Annotated in this window: 12 protein-coding genes; 7 read left to right on the forward strand and 5 right to left on the reverse strand. The window is 51.1% G+C overall.

Annotated features, from left to right (window positions below; translation table 11 throughout):
- Positions 1–137: 137 nt before the first annotated feature.
- Positions 138–2,846 carry a glycoside hydrolase N-terminal domain-containing protein gene (locus NYE24_RS32755; protein WP_342479338.1) on the forward strand — a complete coding sequence of 903 codons (2,709 nt, stop codon included), beginning with the start codon at positions 138–140 and terminating at the stop codon, positions 2,844–2,846.
- A gap of 313 nt (positions 2,847–3,159) precedes the next feature.
- Entirely contained in the window at positions 3,160–3,648 is a 489-nt protein-coding gene (locus tag NYE24_RS32760; protein WP_342477644.1) for an LURP-one-related family protein, read from the forward strand.
- Positions 3,649–3,980: 332 nt separating this feature from the next.
- Here NYE24_RS32760 and NYE24_RS32765 read toward each other — a convergent pair whose 3' ends face one another.
- From NYE24_RS32765 to NYE24_RS32775, 3 genes are read right to left on the reverse strand one after another with little or no spacing between them, the layout of a single operon-like run.
- Entirely contained in the window at positions 3,981–4,187 is a 207-nt protein-coding gene (locus tag NYE24_RS32765; protein WP_342477645.1) for a hypothetical protein, read from the reverse strand.
- On the reverse strand, positions 4,188–4,559 hold the full coding sequence (locus NYE24_RS32770; protein WP_036693488.1) for a BlaI/MecI/CopY family transcriptional regulator: 372 nt from the start codon (positions 4,557–4,559) through the stop codon (positions 4,188–4,190).
- 21 nt (positions 4,560–4,580) lie between these two features.
- Positions 4,581–5,087 (reverse strand): TraX family protein, encoded by a 507-nt coding sequence (locus tag NYE24_RS32775; protein ID WP_342477646.1) that lies wholly within the window; start codon positions 5,085–5,087, stop codon positions 4,581–4,583.
- A gap of 176 nt (positions 5,088–5,263) precedes the next feature.
- Here NYE24_RS32775 and NYE24_RS32780 point away from each other — a divergent pair, with 176 nt between their 5' ends.
- Both NYE24_RS32780 and NYE24_RS32785 read left to right on the forward strand, forming a co-directional pair.
- Positions 5,264–6,769, forward strand: a complete 1,506-nt coding sequence (locus NYE24_RS32780; protein WP_342477647.1) for a WG repeat-containing protein — start codon at positions 5,264–5,266, stop codon at positions 6,767–6,769.
- 95 nt (positions 6,770–6,864) lie between these two features.
- The gene (locus NYE24_RS32785; protein ID WP_076157416.1) at positions 6,865–8,397 is read left to right on the forward strand and encodes a carboxylesterase family protein; all 1,533 of its coding nucleotides are present in this window, start codon (positions 6,865–6,867) and stop codon (positions 8,395–8,397) included.
- Between the two features lie 62 nt (positions 8,398–8,459).
- Here NYE24_RS32785 and NYE24_RS32790 read toward each other — a convergent pair whose 3' ends face one another.
- Both NYE24_RS32790 and NYE24_RS32795 read right to left on the reverse strand, forming a co-directional pair.
- The gene (locus NYE24_RS32790) at positions 8,460–9,239 is read right to left on the reverse strand and encodes an AraC family transcriptional regulator (protein WP_036693483.1); all 780 of its coding nucleotides are present in this window, start codon (positions 9,237–9,239) and stop codon (positions 8,460–8,462) included.
- 13 nt (positions 9,240–9,252) lie between these two features.
- On the reverse strand, positions 9,253–10,077 hold the full coding sequence (locus tag NYE24_RS32795) for a helix-turn-helix domain-containing protein (RefSeq protein WP_036693481.1): 825 nt from the start codon (positions 10,075–10,077) through the stop codon (positions 9,253–9,255).
- A gap of 230 nt (positions 10,078–10,307) precedes the next feature.
- Between NYE24_RS32795 and NYE24_RS32800 the strand changes: the two genes are divergently transcribed.
- The 3 genes from NYE24_RS32800 to NYE24_RS32810 are packed head-to-tail and all read left to right on the forward strand — an operon-like array spanning position 10,308 to position 14,659.
- Positions 10,308–11,282 carry an ABC transporter permease subunit gene (locus NYE24_RS32800; protein WP_036693479.1) on the forward strand — a complete coding sequence of 325 codons (975 nt, stop codon included), beginning with the start codon at positions 10,308–10,310 and terminating at the stop codon, positions 11,280–11,282.
- Positions 11,283–11,299: 17 nt separating this feature from the next.
- The gene (locus tag NYE24_RS32805) at positions 11,300–12,181 is read left to right on the forward strand and encodes a carbohydrate ABC transporter permease (RefSeq protein WP_342477648.1); all 882 of its coding nucleotides are present in this window, start codon (positions 11,300–11,302) and stop codon (positions 12,179–12,181) included.
- Positions 12,182–12,217: 36 nt separating this feature from the next.
- Complete coding sequence (locus NYE24_RS32810) at positions 12,218–14,659, forward strand: glycoside hydrolase family 2 TIM barrel-domain containing protein (RefSeq protein ID WP_342477649.1); 2,442 nt, start codon at positions 12,218–12,220, stop codon at positions 14,657–14,659.
- Positions 14,660–14,674: the final 15 nt, after the last annotated feature.

Genomic DNA, 14,674 nt, shown 5'->3' on the forward strand with positions numbered 1-14,674 from the left:
TTGTCAAAATGCGACATTCATTGATCTTCCTTGTCATCTCTAAGGATAACGAATCTCACCCTCCATTGATATAATTATTACTGAATATCGATGTAATGTGAGTCATTAGCCCAAACCGCTCAGGAGGAGATCCATTGATGATTGTACCGGAACCAGCACGGATGTATACGAAGGGGAATTATGCAAATGCCTATACAGAAGTTTCAACAGTTCATCCCGGAAATGCATGGCGGGAAGGTATGGTTAGCGGAAACGGGGAGAACGGATATATTACTTCAGGCTCGCCGTATACGGACTGCTTTATTTTTCAGAATATGTGGTTTAATTATCCTTCCAGGGACCCGCGTGCGGTTCCGCAAGAATTGACAGGACAACTGGATGCCGCCAGGCAAAATGTGTACAAGCAGAACGATAAATGGAAGATTACAGATGCTGACGGATCTACCCGGATCAGAACCTTTTATTACAGCTACCATCCGGGGCATCAGCTCCGGTTCAATATACCCTCCCACGGCAGCTTAAGCGGGTATCAGCGATGGACGAATTATGAAACTGCGGAGACAGGGGTGCGGTACAGCGATGAGAATGGGGAGTGGGTCCGTACATCCTTTACTTCTCGTGAGGATAATGTCTCTATTACCCGGATTACAGCTTCTTCTACAGGTGCTAAAGTAAATATAACCCTCTCCATTGATGATATATCCGCGATGAGCGGAGCGAACGAAGGTCATAACGAGCTGAACGGACTGCAATATAAAAAGCTGGTGGACGCAAATGCCGGCGTTCTCGCCCAGGTTGTACATTATCCTTTTTATGCGGGAAGTGAACTGGCTTACGGGGGATACGCTGGCTTGACTCAGGTTGTTGTTGTGAACGGCACCAAAAAGAGAATACTGATGCCGGACAACCATGAAGCAGTGAACGTTGGTCAAGAGGCCAACCCGGCAATCCAAATTAAGGACGCTGATGCTGTGTATCTAATTACGCGCTCATGCAGAACACATTCTATGGGAAGAATCGAAGAGTTTGGTGCAATGGCTCACTACAATATTGTAGACGAGCTCTTTGAAGGGACCCATGCTGTTGTTCAAAAATATTCAGCGGCGGATGGTCATTTAGATTATGAAGCAGCCCTGGCTGCTCACACTATGAAGCATTCCGCAGAATTTAATGCAGTGAGCTTCCGTATTGAAGGCGATGCACCTCACAAGAATTCGGACAACCAGACCTTAATCGCTGAGCAACAATCAACCCCGGTAAGGGTTAATCATGCGTTTATGGAGCAGGTATACAATCAGGGGCGGTATGCCATGATCTGCTGCAGCGGTGCAAGCGCTCCACGCTTATATGGAATGTGGACCGGAGAGTGGAATCCTGGCTGGCGGGGGATTTATACGCTGGATGCCAATGTGAATCTGCAGGTGGCAGCCATGAATACTGGTCATTTAACTCACGCAGCGCTCGGGTATATTACATTTTTCCTCCGGAATACTCCCGACTTTGAAGCTAATGCGCGGATGGCATACGGGATGCACGATGCAATTCAGGTCTCCGTTAACTCTGACGGGGACCGGGCCATGCATGTCGAATATGACAATGATTATCCGTTTGAGTACTGGAATGCCGGGGCAAGCGGGTGCCTTCTGCCCATCTATGAATATTGGCAATGTTACGGTAATCAGCAGATACCTCTTCATGACAAGATGCGGATTCATGAGCTTCAGCCCATTCTGAGTGTACAAGATGGAGGCATGAGTGATGAGGAGTTCACCCAGCTGCTAGACAAAGGTTATCTGGATCTTGCAGCAGATATCCTGCTTCCCTTGCTTACCAAGCAGGCCAACTTTTGGGAGCAGATCTGTACACCGGAATATTACACGGATATCAACGGGAAGGCCTGTTATCAGCAGGGGAAAGTGCGGCTTGTTCCGGGAGAGAAATACTTGATTATTCCTGCATATTCTCCGGAAAACCATCCTATTGGGTATAACAGCACAATTACGGCGAATGCCACAATGGATATATCAGCTGCACGAGATGGACTCTCTATGGTTATTGCAATGGAAGGGGAAGTCAAACGCGAGGGTTATGAAGCAGCTATAGCTAAGTGGAAGGCGTTACTTGAGCTGCTGCCGAATTATAAATATGACTACGATGGTGCTTTGCGCGAATGGGCTATGAATGAATATACAGAAAATAACAACCATCGTCATTTGAGTCATCTGTATCCGGCATGGCCTGCTTATGAGACACAAACCGATCCTGCGCTGACACGGGCAGCTAAGATAGCGATTGATAATAGAGACCGGTTGAATACAGGCGACGATACAGCAGGGCACGGCTGGATGCATAAGGCACTGGTGCAAGCCAGGTTGAAAAATGGTGACGGAGTACTGTCATCCCTTCTGCCCATGATGAGAGATGCGGCTTATTACAGCTCCTTAATGACAGATCATGATTCTAACAGAAGATGCAACTGTTATTGTACGGATACCTTATTCGGTACCGTGGGAGCTATTAATGAAGCGCTGTTATTCTCGAATACAGGTGAAATAGAGATCCTGCCAGCGTTGCCTTCCGATTGGCTGACGGGTTCTATACATGGGCTTATGGCAAGAACCAGGGCTGAAGTCAAGACATTAACCTGGAATCTTCCTGCCAAATCGGTGCATCTGGTACTGCGTTCCCACAGGAATGAGAACGTCATCCGGTTAAGCGCGGGACTTCCTTGGACAGAGGCCCGGATCAACGGGGATAGGGCGGATGTGTTACAGGATTCACGGGGGAAATATATCCAAATCACACTAAGTGAAGGAACAGAGGTTACAGTGGCGTTTGAAGTGTAAGAGAGACGGGCCGATTCCAAAGTCTGTAGATCCGCCGATTAAGGAACGGCCTGTCCGGTTGCAAACTCAAAGCACGGCTATTGCAGGGAACATGAAAAGCAGCATTCCTCTCTTCCTCTAAACGAGGAGCGGAGACAATGCTGTTTTTTGCTTGTGCTTAAAGGGATTACAGAGTCAGAGCAAGGATTTGTGCCATAAAATTGCTGCGATTTAGTTAAAAAAGGCACATGCAGCTTAGCCAAAATGGGGTTAAGCTAGAGTTATATCTCCGTTTAAGGGTAAGAAATATAAAGAAGAATGGAGGGGACACACCATGAAACAGCTCTACATCAAGCAAAAGGTATTCAGCATAGGCGAGAAGTTCACGGTGAAGGATGAGCGGGAGCAGGATGTGTATTACGTGGAGGGCAGCTTCATGCGGATTCCCAAGACCTTCTCGGTTATGAATGCCGGCGGAAGGGAAGTTGCACAGATTACGAAGAAGGTGTTCAGCTTCCTGCCCAAGTTCTTCGTGGAAGTGGATGGCCGTGAGGTATTGACGATCAAGAAGGAGCTGTCGTTCTTCAAGGCGCGCTATTCGATAGATTCGGCGGATATTGAGGTGCACGGGAACTGGTGGGACATGGATTTCCAGGTTTTGCAACGCGGGGCCGTCGTCGGGGAAGTGAGCAAGAAGTGGTTCACCTGGGGAGACAGCTACAGTGTGCAAGTGCTCAATGAGGAGCTGGAGGCTATCATCATCGCGATTGTGGTTGCCATTGATTGTGTGAAGAGTGATGAAGCCTCGGCTTCTAGTCAGTAGTTATTCATCCAACGACCCGGATAGGTAAATAAAAGTGGAAGCAGTTCCTTCGGTGAGTCCGATTTTATTAGTAAAGGATTCGTCAGTAAAGGATTCGCCGTGCAAGACTTTCTTAGTACCTGGTGCAGTATAGGTATCACTTGAGAAGAAGGAGCTGTTGGTTACGGTCTGCGTCTCAATGAAGCGCGCTTCAGTCAAAGGGACAATGCTTGTAGCCACAATTAGCGTTACATCACTTCGCACAGCCATATTCCGGTAATCAGCCGGTGGATACCAACTGGCAGTGCAGCCCCCGATCCTCCTATTCCGGTGATGATTCCCACCCCGGTCCCTTATAAGGCAGCCGGGCTGGGCCACCTGATAAGGGAGAACAAGCTGAACTGATGCGGAAGCGAGTAAGGCAGCAGCAGCCGCACCAGGACAATGGCCCAGAGGATGACAAAGGTGTACTTCGGCAAGGTGTTGCGTCCTATTGCGCGAACTGCGGCAACCGCAACAATCAGCAGCGAAGCAGAAGCGCTCATAGCTCCGATGCCCATCTAACTCTCCTCCTGTTCCAAATGATCCACCAGCTGCTTTAAACGGCTGATTTCCTCTGCGGATAACATCTTACGGTCCAGCAAAGAGGCGACAAGCTTGTCAGCAGCACCGCCATACATTTTATCGATCAGCTCCAACGTTTCCTGCGCCTGCGCCTGCTCTCGGGTAATTAGCGGCTTGCAGACGAACTGGGGATCTACGCGCTGAATGGCCTCTTTCTCAATGCATTTCTTGATGACGGTGTATGTGGTAGTCTTGCTCCAGCCAGTCTCCTGCTTCAGGATTTCTGCGATTCGCTTCGCTGTTGTTTCCCCGAATTCCCATAATATCTGCATGACCTTCAGTTCAGAATCGAACAGCTTCACAGCCATTTCTGCACACTCCTCTTCCCTTTATGAATATTTTACGCTCATAGTGGCATGAACCACCCGATGCCTTCTTGGCAAGCTTCTCAGTATATATAACAGGAAAATAATCAGAACATCGCCTTTCCCTCCCTCAACCGGCAGCAGCCAGCCTAAGGCAACTAATCCTGCCACAGCGAGCAGCCCCCATGACACGTGAAATCTGCACAGATATTCATAGATCCATAGGGTGAACAGCCCTAAGCACAAGATGAACAGGATGTTAAGAGGTTCTCCCCAAGGGTCAGGCTCCATCCCATACATCCGGGGTACAGTCACACCGAACAGCAGCATATAAGGGAGCTGAGATATCAGCGCAAAGCCCAGTAATCTTGCCATGTATCTATGCACATTACGGATATGTATGAATCCCAGTACGATACAGTACATAAAGATCGGGGCAGCTAGCCTGCCAATCAGGCTTGAGCCGAATGAGAGAATGGTGTACAAGACCGACCAGACCTCTGATTGCCCGGGAAATGTACGGTTTAACACATAGTGCCTCCAGGGTACGGCGTGCCTTCCGTTCTATTGCAATAGAATATTTGTATTTATTCTATCCCAGTAGAATGGTGTTGTCAATATTGTGCAACTAATCTGCCTTGTAAGCGTCTATATCAGTAGCTTCCAGTTCTAACCATTCTGCAATACTCAACAGGAGGACATTCCTTATGCAATTACATCATTATTTTCTTCAAAAGCACCCGCTCACGGCGGTTCTGGCCGCAGGCCTGATCGCACTGGCTGCTTGCTTCGGACTTGGCGGGGCCACGGCCCATGCCGACCGCTGGGAGATCTTTGACCAGGGTGAGCATTTATTTTTGCCGGAGGGGCCGGTAGAGGTGGATGGGGTGGTCATGGTGCCTCTTCGTTCCATCGCGGAGCGGTTTGGTTATACGTTCGTGTCGGTGAACAACAAGGAGATTGTGCTGACTCATCAAGAGGGGCTTAGAACAATCATCCGGCTGGGCACCAAGACGGCCTTGCTCGAATATGAAGGCGGTGCCAAAATACAGCTCATGGCACAGATTCCGCGCAATTTTAACGGAGCATGGTTTATTGATCTGGCATTAGCTGGAGCGATGGGCGGCCAAGGCCACTCTACCGTTCCCGGCACTAACTTCATTCAGCTTCGTCCCGTATCTGGGGATGCGAAGGAGCAACTGGAACGCCAGTATTGGTTCAGCTTCAAGGATAAGGGCCAGACCGTATTCGTGAACAACCAGGGGCAGGAGAAGTTGCAGACGCTATATACTTCCCCGCTGGACTTCGGTTATGATGACCTGCTTCCAGTGAAGAAATCCGGTTATACAGCCGGATACATGAACCGTGCAGGGGAGCTTGCCATTGATGCGCCGCACTATCAGCTTGGACTGTTCAGTGAAGGACTGGCCTGGTTCAAGGATCTGGTCAACACTGAGAACGGTGGAGTCACTGTACGAATGGGATACATGAACCGTGCGGGTAAGGTTATTATTCCGGGGATCTACAATCGGGCGGATGATTTCTCGGACGGGCTGGCGAAGGTGACTAGAGCGGGCAAAACCTATTATATTAACCACAACGGCCAGATGGTGATCCCGCCGATCCCCGGGCTGCAGAACAGCGAGTCCTTCTCGGATGGACTGGCGGCTGTAACCGTACGAACCACGGCAGGCGGCAAAAGAGTCCTCCGGACAGGCTTCATTGACACCGCAGGCAAGTGGGTGATCAAGCCCATCTATGAGTCGGCAACCCCGTTCTCGGAGGGAATTGCTACCGCAACTTTGAACGGTAAAAGCGGTCTCATTGATACCGCAGGCAAGTGGATTGTGAAGCCCCAGTATAGCAGCGGCAGTACTTTTCTCGGACAGTTCCGGGACGGGTATATTCTGCTTACGCTGAGGGGCGAGCATGATTATACGCATCGTCTTGTCGATACCAAGGGGAAGATCATCACCGTTCCGGGAACCGGCCAGCTTGCAGGATTCGGTGATGGTATTGTCTCGTATAATGATACGGGCGGATATGGCTTCAAGACTGTCACAGGACAGGTGATTGTAAAACCCATGTACTCATATATGTGGAATTTCAAAGCTGGGGCGGGTAAAGGGTTCATTGATTATAATGATGTCTACGAAGCTCATCTGATCAATAAAGCTGGTAAAGTGGTGTGGAGCACCGGCATGTTAGAATAGATCAATTATGATCCTGCTTAGATCATTGTTTCGTGGCAAGGGGTCTATTAGAATTTGGGGGTAAGCAATTATGTGGATGTGAAGGAGACGGTAATATGCTTAGATTGGTCAATGTGGAGAATGGTACGGTCAAAGGCTTGCCCGCAGCCGATCCCCGGATTACGAGCTTCAAGGGAATACCGTTCGCAGCTCCGCCTGTAGGAGAGAACCGCTGGCGGGCACCGCAGCCAGCTGAAGACTGGGAAGGCGTGCTGCAGGCCCACGAGTTCGCACCGGTCTCCATGCAGGTCAGACAGGAATTGGATGATAACAATATCTATACCCGTGAATGGGCAGTGGAGCCTGATATTGCGATGAGCGAGGATTGTCTGTACCTGAACGTATGGACCCCGGCCAAGCAGGCGGACGAGAAGCTCCCCGTCTATGTATGGTATTTCGGCGGCGGGCTGCAGGTAGGCCATCCGGCAGAGATGGAATTTGACGGCGAACGGATTGCCCGCAGAGGGATTGTGGTGGTGACGATTAACTACCGGCTGAACATCTTCGGCTTCCTCTGCCATCCTGAGATTACGGCGGAATCGCCGGAGGCGCCCGCTAACTTCGGCAACCTTGACCAACAGGCGGCAACCCGCTGGGTGAAGCGCAATATTGCAGCCTTTGGCGGCGACCCGGACAACATTACCATCGGCGGACAGTCAGCAGGCGGCGGCAGTGTCATGAGCCAGCTTACCTCTCCGCAGAACGAAGGATTGTTTCAGCGTGCGATTGTTGAAAGCGGTATCTTCACGGACCTGTATCCGGGTACCCTGCTGCCGCCGCTCCGGGGAACGCTGCAGGACGGGGAGCAGGACGGAATTGAGTTCTTCAAATACTTAGGTGTATCCTCACTGGCAGAAGCGCGGAAGCTGGATGCAGTCTATCTGCGGGACAAGGCAGTAGCGCTTGGCGGTTTCTGGGGGACTGTTGCCGACCAGAAGTTCCAAGTGGGGAATCCGTTCGATCTGTTCGTGCAGAATAGACGCCTGAAGGTGCCGGTTATGCTCGGCCATACCTCCTCCGAGTTCTTCAGCACTCCGAATGTGCAGTCCTACGGGGAGCTCAAGCAGCTTGCGGCAGACATGTTCGGGGAAGATGCGGAGACCTTCCTGAAGCTTAGCGGCGCACGGCCGGATGCCGTTCAGGAAGCGGCGGAGCGGGCAGCGGTAAGCGGGATCGAACACGCAATTCGTATTGCCGCGCAGGCGAACGCGGATACCGGAGGCGAAACACCGCTCTATTACTATAACTTCGATGCGGAGATTCCGGGATGGGATAACCCGGGCACCTTCCACTCGGTAGATCTGTGGTTCTTCTTCGAGACGCTGGCCAAGTGCTGGCGGCCGTTTGTCGGCAAGCATTATGATCTGGCCCGCCAGATGTGCAATTATACCGCACACTTCATCCGTACCGGTGACCCGAACGGCCAGGATTCTACAGGCGAAGAATTGCCGCGTTGGGAGCCGTACACCCCGGAAGCACCTTACGGGATGCTGTTCGCAGACAAGGCGGAGTTCTCTAGAGAACAACCAGGCGCTATCATGAATTTTCTGGTGCAGCAGTATTTCAAGAAGGCTGGCAGCCCGGTCTGAGATGGACGTGATTCAAGCTGGCTGCTAACGGGCAGCGGCCGGAAGCCCGATAAGCTCTGGATTCACGGCGGCGAAGCCCCGGCCCTGGCCTGTCTCTGGTAATTTCGCGGTGTACACCCGGTCACCTGCTTGAATTGCCGGCAGAAATGCTCCACATTCGGATAGCCGCACCGTGCGGCGATATCGGCGATGCTCTCGGCGCTGTGGACGAGGTATTCCTTGGCCATGCGGACGCGGCTGTTAATGACATCTTCCATGCAGGAGAGTCCGAAGTTTTTTTTGTAGATACTCTGGAGATAGCCTGGACTGATCTCAAGCACACCGGCCATTCTGGCCACGGTCCAGTACTCTCCGGGGTTCGTCTGAATGAGCGTGCGCAGCTTCAGCAGCTTATAGTATTGCGGGGTAATATTGTCCTGGAAATAGGATTCCCACAGCTTGTTGAACAGCGCGCGCAGGAGCAGATCGATGGAGGAGGCTTTGCAGTCCCCGCCCATATGGTGCTCGCTGGCGAGAAGTTCAAGCAGTTTTTGGCAATAGTCAGGGTCGCTAAGCGCAAAGGGGATACCTAGGGGAAGCGGAGATTCCGTAACATAAGGCTCATTGGATTCAAAGCGGATCCAGTCATTAATGAACTGGCTGGCGCATGCCTGATAATACACTTTCTGCTGCGGCTGGTAGAGAACTACGCTGTGGGCAGGGTATTGCTGGAGTCCGCCATGCACCCAGAATAGCGCCGGAGTCTTGGTAATGACCAGGAGCCAGTGCGCACCAGCGGGAACATCTACAACGAAGTTAGAGGCGTGTATCGTATTGCACTCGACATAGTGAATAAGGGCCATTTCCGTACTCCTCCTAATGAATCTCGCGGAATTCACCTGGCGTAATTCCTTCGGATTCCATGAATTTCTTGTTGAAGTAGCTGATGCCCGGATACCCGGAGAGAATGGCAACCTCTTTGATGGACATAGAGGGATGGGCCAGCAATAATTGCTTGCTTTTTTGAATCCGGCATTTGGTGATATAAGTGACAGGGGTCATTTTCGTTGCCTTTTTAAACAGGCTGCAGAAATAATTCGGTGTCAGCCCTGCTTGACCCGCCCACCATTCCAGCTCAAATGGAAGGTGGGCTTTTTGTTGCATTTTGGGCAACAGAGCCGTTATTTTATCCAGATGATTGGTGCTGCGGTAGGATGAGAATGGAAGCGAATTGCTCACAAATTCAATGATTACGCTATAGGTTAAGGTTGAGATCCGGGAGGGGCGGAGGAAATTATAATGTTCAACCTCATGAAATAAATCTTCAAATGCCGAATGCAGGAGGGAAGCGTTCTTCAGCGTCCAGATCGAAGAACTGGTATACCGGTTATCCAGAAAGTAAGCCGGGAGTGCATTGCCGTTAAACTGAATCCAGAAAATATTCCACGGGTCTGACTCTGAGCAATAATATCGCATACGGTCGTTCGGGAAATGGAGAAAGGCATCTCCAGCGCCTAATGTGAAGGTTCTATCCCCGATTTCAATATCCCCGCTTCCACTGGCGATATAATGCAAACTGAAATCTCTGACCCCATTCGGCCGGTTCACATTATGATCGTCCGGCCGGATGAAATTTCCGATAGAATGCGGAAAGCAGAAAAAACGGAATTCCGTAAAATTGGGTAAATAATAAGTTTTCATGCAGCCGCCACCCCACCCTTCTTTTACCAGACAAAATCTTAATATAGTTTCATTAATAGTATAATATTATTATTTCGTCAAGGATTATTGATCATTATAATGAAAACAATAATATATTTTTGTTTCAGAAAACGGTGCCCGATATATAAAAGTGACAACGCTTTCTAGAAAATGTTAGCTTACGCTGCCATCCTCAGGGAGATAAACTACAGGTAAAGGAGGAACGAATGATGCAACTCGAAACAAACTTAACCGGCGCAGAGGTTCACCGGGGCCAGATATGGAAGCGGTTTAAAAAACAAAGAGTGCTCCATTTATTTGTCGGGCTCGGCATGATTTTTCTGGTGATTTTTTCCTACACCCCAATGTTCGGTATTCTGATGGCGTTTAAGGACTACAGCATTTCCGACGGGATCAAGGGGATTTTTACAAGTGATTGGGTAGGGTTCCGGTATTTCGATGAATTTGTCCATGATTATCAGTTCGGTAAGATCGTCAGGAATACACTTGTGCTCAGCTTCCTAAAGGTGATCTTTGCCTTTCCTGCTCCTATCGTGCTGGCCATTCTGCTCAACGAAGTGAAAAGCATGCCGTTCAAGCGATTCGTGCAGACGATCAGCTATTTGCCTCATTTTATCTCATGGGTAGTAGTGGTCGGAGTCTCCTATGCGTTCCTGTCCGCAGATATGGGGCTTGTGAACAAAGCGCTGCTGCAAGCCGGGTTCATCGACCAGCCGCTTAATATTCTGACGAGTCCGAATTATTTCTGGGGCCTCGCTGTAGGGAGTGCCGTGTGGAAAGAGATGGGCTGGTGGACGATTATTTTTCTGGCCGCGATTACAGGCATCAATCCTTCACTTTACGAAGCTGCTGAGATTGACGGGGCTGGCAGGCTGGCCCGCATCCGCCATATCACACTTCCGGGAATGAAGGGGACCATCGTCGTCGTGCTGGTTCTGACCATCGGCAGCATTCTTGGAGGCGGCTTGGTCGGCTCTAACTTTGAGCAGGCGTATCTGCTGGGGAACAGTATTAATAATCCGACCTCGGAAATCGTGCAGACTTATGCGTTCAAGGTGGGGTTAAGCGACGGCCGGTTCTCTTATGCAAGTGCGATTGATTTAATCCAGTCTGTTATCTCGGTCATTCTAATCTTCTCCAGTAACTTCATTGCGAAGCGCGTCTCTGGCTCAAGTCTATTCTAGAGAAAGGAGCGTTAACTGTGCTCAAGAGTCAAAAACAAAAAGATCTGGTCATGGACAGCATCGTTTATTTGCTTCTTTCCATTATTGCCCTGACCATGCTATATCCCTTTTATTATGTACTGATTGCTTCGTTTAACAAGGGATCTGACACATTATTGGGCGGAATGTATTTATGGCCCCGGAGTGTAACCTTTGAGAACTACAGGGTTTTTCTGGAGGACCCCAAATGGATGAAGGCGTTCCTGGTTACTGTGGCCCGCACGGTCTCCGGCACCGCGCTCGGTCTTCTGCTCACCAGTCTCGTAGCCTACGCGCTGTCTCACCGGGATCTGCTGTTCAGTAAATTTTATTTCACCTTGATTATCTTCGCGATGTACTTCTCCGGCGGCCTGATTCCGTATTACGTGGTGCTGCGTTCATTGGGGCTGCTGAATTCGTTTGGCGTGTATATTGTTCCTTCTATGCTGAATACGTTTTTCTTGCTCATCGCCATCTCGTTCTTCCGGGAGATTCCCGGTGAATTGAAGGAATCCGCTCACATGGACGGCGCCGGCGAATTCGTGATTTACTTCCGCATCATCCTGCCGGTCTCGATGCCGCTGCTTGCCACAATGGCACTGTTCATGGGGGTGGGCCAGTGGAATTCCTGGCTGGACTCCGCGTATTTCGTCCAATCCGAGAATCTGAGGACGCTTACGTTCCGCATGATGGAGATCATCAACCAGAGCAATGCCCCGATGGATTCGGTGGCTGTAGCCAACCGGCCTGGCGGCGGAGTTACCAGCTTTTCCTTGCAGGTCACCTCGATGGTCGTCTCCATCTTGCCGATCATCTGCGTGTATCCGTTCCTGCAGAAGTATTTTGTACACGGGATTATGTTAGGTTCTGTCAAAGGTTAATCAGGATGCTGAAAACAAAACAGGGAGAGATAAACATTGCTTAGAGAGAATCTGGACCGGAATTGGGAGTTTGAACACGGGAAGCCGTTTCACATTCAAAGCAAGGAAAACGGGCAGACGAGGATCGTTCATCTGCCGCATGACTTTACGATTGAAACGGATACGTGGGCGGAGGCTCCCGGCGGGAGAGCAACCGGATATTACGGCGGCGGGATCGGTACTTACACCAAGATGCTGGATATCCCGGCCGAGGCTGAGGGAAAAAGAGTGCTGGTCAAATTCGACGGCGCGTATATGAACACCACTGTGGTACTCAACGGGCATACCGTAGCCCAGCATCATTACGGATATACGCCATTCCATGCTGACCTCACACCTTATATGAGGCCCGGTAAGCCGAACCGGCTCGCGGTGACGGTGAATAATGCCGCACAGCCCAACTCCCGCTGGTACACGGGGTCAGGCCTATACCGCCATGTCGATCTGTTAACCAGTCCGAAGCTGCATATCGTACCATGGGGAATCTATGCCCGCACCTCGCATATCGTGGGCGGCACAGCGTTCATTATTGTGGAGACAACGGTAGCGAATCATGCGGATACCCCCGCCAGTGTGTGGGTAGACCTCAAACTGGAGAAGGAAGCCGGAGGAGCTGAGGCGGGAAGCGGAAGGGTGCAAGTCTATGTACCTGCGGCCGGGAAAGCCGTGGGCCGGGTGACAGTCGCGGTTGACCATGCCGAATGTTGGGATATTGATTCCCCGTCTCTGTACCGCATTACTGCATCTCTGAATGGAAGCGATAAACATTATGACAGTGACAGCACTCTGTTTGGCATCCGGACGCTCACTGTTGATGTGAAGAACGGTCTGATGCTGAACGGGCGCACGGTCAAACTGAAAGGCGGCTGTGTGCACCATGATCACGGGATTCTTGGCGCCGCTTCCTACAGCGACAGCGAGTACCGCAAAATGAAGCTGCACAAGGATAACGGATACAATGCCATCCGCTGCGCCCACAATCCCCCGTCAAGGGATATGCTGGATGCCTGCGACCGGCTGGGCCTGCTTGTGATGAATGAAGCCTTCGATATGTGGACGATGGACAAAAATCCGCATGATTACAGTTTGTATTTTGAGCGCAACTGGAAGTCTGACATTGAAGCATTTATCCGGCGTGACCGCAATCATCCCAGCATCATCATGTGGTCAACAGGCAATGAAGTTAATGAGCGCGGAGGATTGTCCGGCGGATATGAGTGGGCTGCCCGGCTCACGGCATGGGTCAGGGAACTGGACCCGACCCGTCCGGTTACCAACGCGGTATGCACATTCTTCAGCGGGCTGGAGGATGAGGATCAGCAGCGGTTCTATGATGATCTCAAGAATCCGCCCAAGGAGTCGGCAGGGTTCGTCAACTTCGACACGGAGTTCGGCAAGCAGGTGTGGGATGGCTATACGGAAGCCTTCTGCGCTCCGCTCGATATTGTGGGCTATAACTATCTGATTCATCAATTCGATGCCGCTGCCCATAAATATCCTGACCGGGTGATCTGCTCGACCGAGAGCATAGCCAGAGATATGGATCAATATTGGGAAGGTGTAGAACGCCATCCTTATATTATCGGCGATTTCAACTGGACCAGCTTCGATTACATCGGGGAAGCAGGCCTTGGCAAAACGATCTATACGGAACCGGAGGAGGCGGACGAACGGCGTAAAACCTTACATGAGTCCCCCTACCCTTGGCGTCTGTCCTATGATGCGGATTTCGATCTGTGCGGCTTCGCGCGCCCCCAGCTTGCTTACCGGCGGATTGTCTGGGGTTCTGACGAAACCTTCATTGCTTCACACCGTCCTGAAAACTACGGCAAAACCGAGCTGATTAGCGGATGGGGCTGGACGGAATGCGAGCATGCCTGGAGCTGGATCGGGTATGAAGGCGAACCTGTTACTGTCGAAGTCTACTCGGCAGCTGAGGAAGTCGAGCTCATTCTGAACGGTGTAAGCTTGGGCAGGCAACCCGCAGGCAAGGTTAACCGCTTCAAGGCGCGATTTGTTCTTACCTATATGCCGGGTACCTTGGAGGCAGTGAGTTATACCAAGGACGGCAAAGTTTCAAGCGATGTGCTCCACTCGGCCGGAGAGCCGGCGGGAATCCGGATTATTGCAGAGAAGAAGGAGCTTGCTGCAGATGGGCAGTCGCTCTGTTACGCGGTTGTTGAGATTATCGACGCCGCCGGCCATTGCGTGCCGGAAGCCTCGCTGCCGGCGGTTGCCCGGGTAGAAGGCGCAGCGTCTCTGGCTGGCTTCGGTACCGGCAGACCCCAGACGACCGAGAATTATACTACCGGCTGGTTCACTTCCTTCAAAGGCAGACTGCTGGCCGTTGTCCGTGCAGGGGTTGAGCCGGGAATCTCCACGCTGACAGTCAGCGTTGACGGGCTGGAGCCGGTTAGCCTGGATATTCCTGTGAACTAATACTATGGAGGGATT

Origin of the sequence: Paenibacillus sp. FSL H7-0350, from assembly GCF_038593195.1 — a bacterium.
Lineage (GTDB): Bacteria > Bacillota > Bacilli > Paenibacillales > Paenibacillaceae > Paenibacillus_AQ.

What these genes read in the sequence shown, in the direction of transcription:
- NYE24_RS32760 (WP_342477644.1), top strand. Translation starts at nt 3,160, where the DNA reads ATGAAACAGCTCTACATCAAGCAAAAGGTATTCAGCATAGGCGAGAAG.
- NYE24_RS32785 (WP_076157416.1), top strand. Translation starts at nt 6,865, where the DNA reads ATGCTTAGATTGGTCAATGTGGAGAATGGTACGGTCAAAGGCTTGCCC.
- NYE24_RS32755 (WP_342479338.1), top strand. Translation starts at nt 138, where the DNA reads ATGATTGTACCGGAACCAGCACGGATGTATACGAAGGGGAATTATGCA.
- NYE24_RS32800 (WP_036693479.1), top strand. Translation starts at nt 10,308, where the DNA reads ATGCAACTCGAAACAAACTTAACCGGCGCAGAGGTTCACCGGGGCCAG.
- NYE24_RS32770 (WP_036693488.1), bottom strand. Translation starts at nt 4,559, where the DNA reads ATGGCTGTGAAGCTGTTCGATTCTGAACTGAAGGTCATGCAGATATTA.
- NYE24_RS32790 (WP_036693483.1), bottom strand. Translation starts at nt 9,239, where the DNA reads ATGGCCCTTATTCACTATGTCGAGTGCAATACGATACACGCCTCTAAC.
- NYE24_RS32795 (WP_036693481.1), bottom strand. Translation starts at nt 10,077, where the DNA reads ATGAAAACTTATTATTTACCCAATTTTACGGAATTCCGTTTTTTCTGC.
- NYE24_RS32780 (WP_342477647.1), top strand. Translation starts at nt 5,264, where the DNA reads ATGCAATTACATCATTATTTTCTTCAAAAGCACCCGCTCACGGCGGTT.
- NYE24_RS32765 (WP_342477645.1), bottom strand. Translation starts at nt 4,187, where the DNA reads ATGGGCATCGGAGCTATGAGCGCTTCTGCTTCGCTGCTGATTGTTGCG.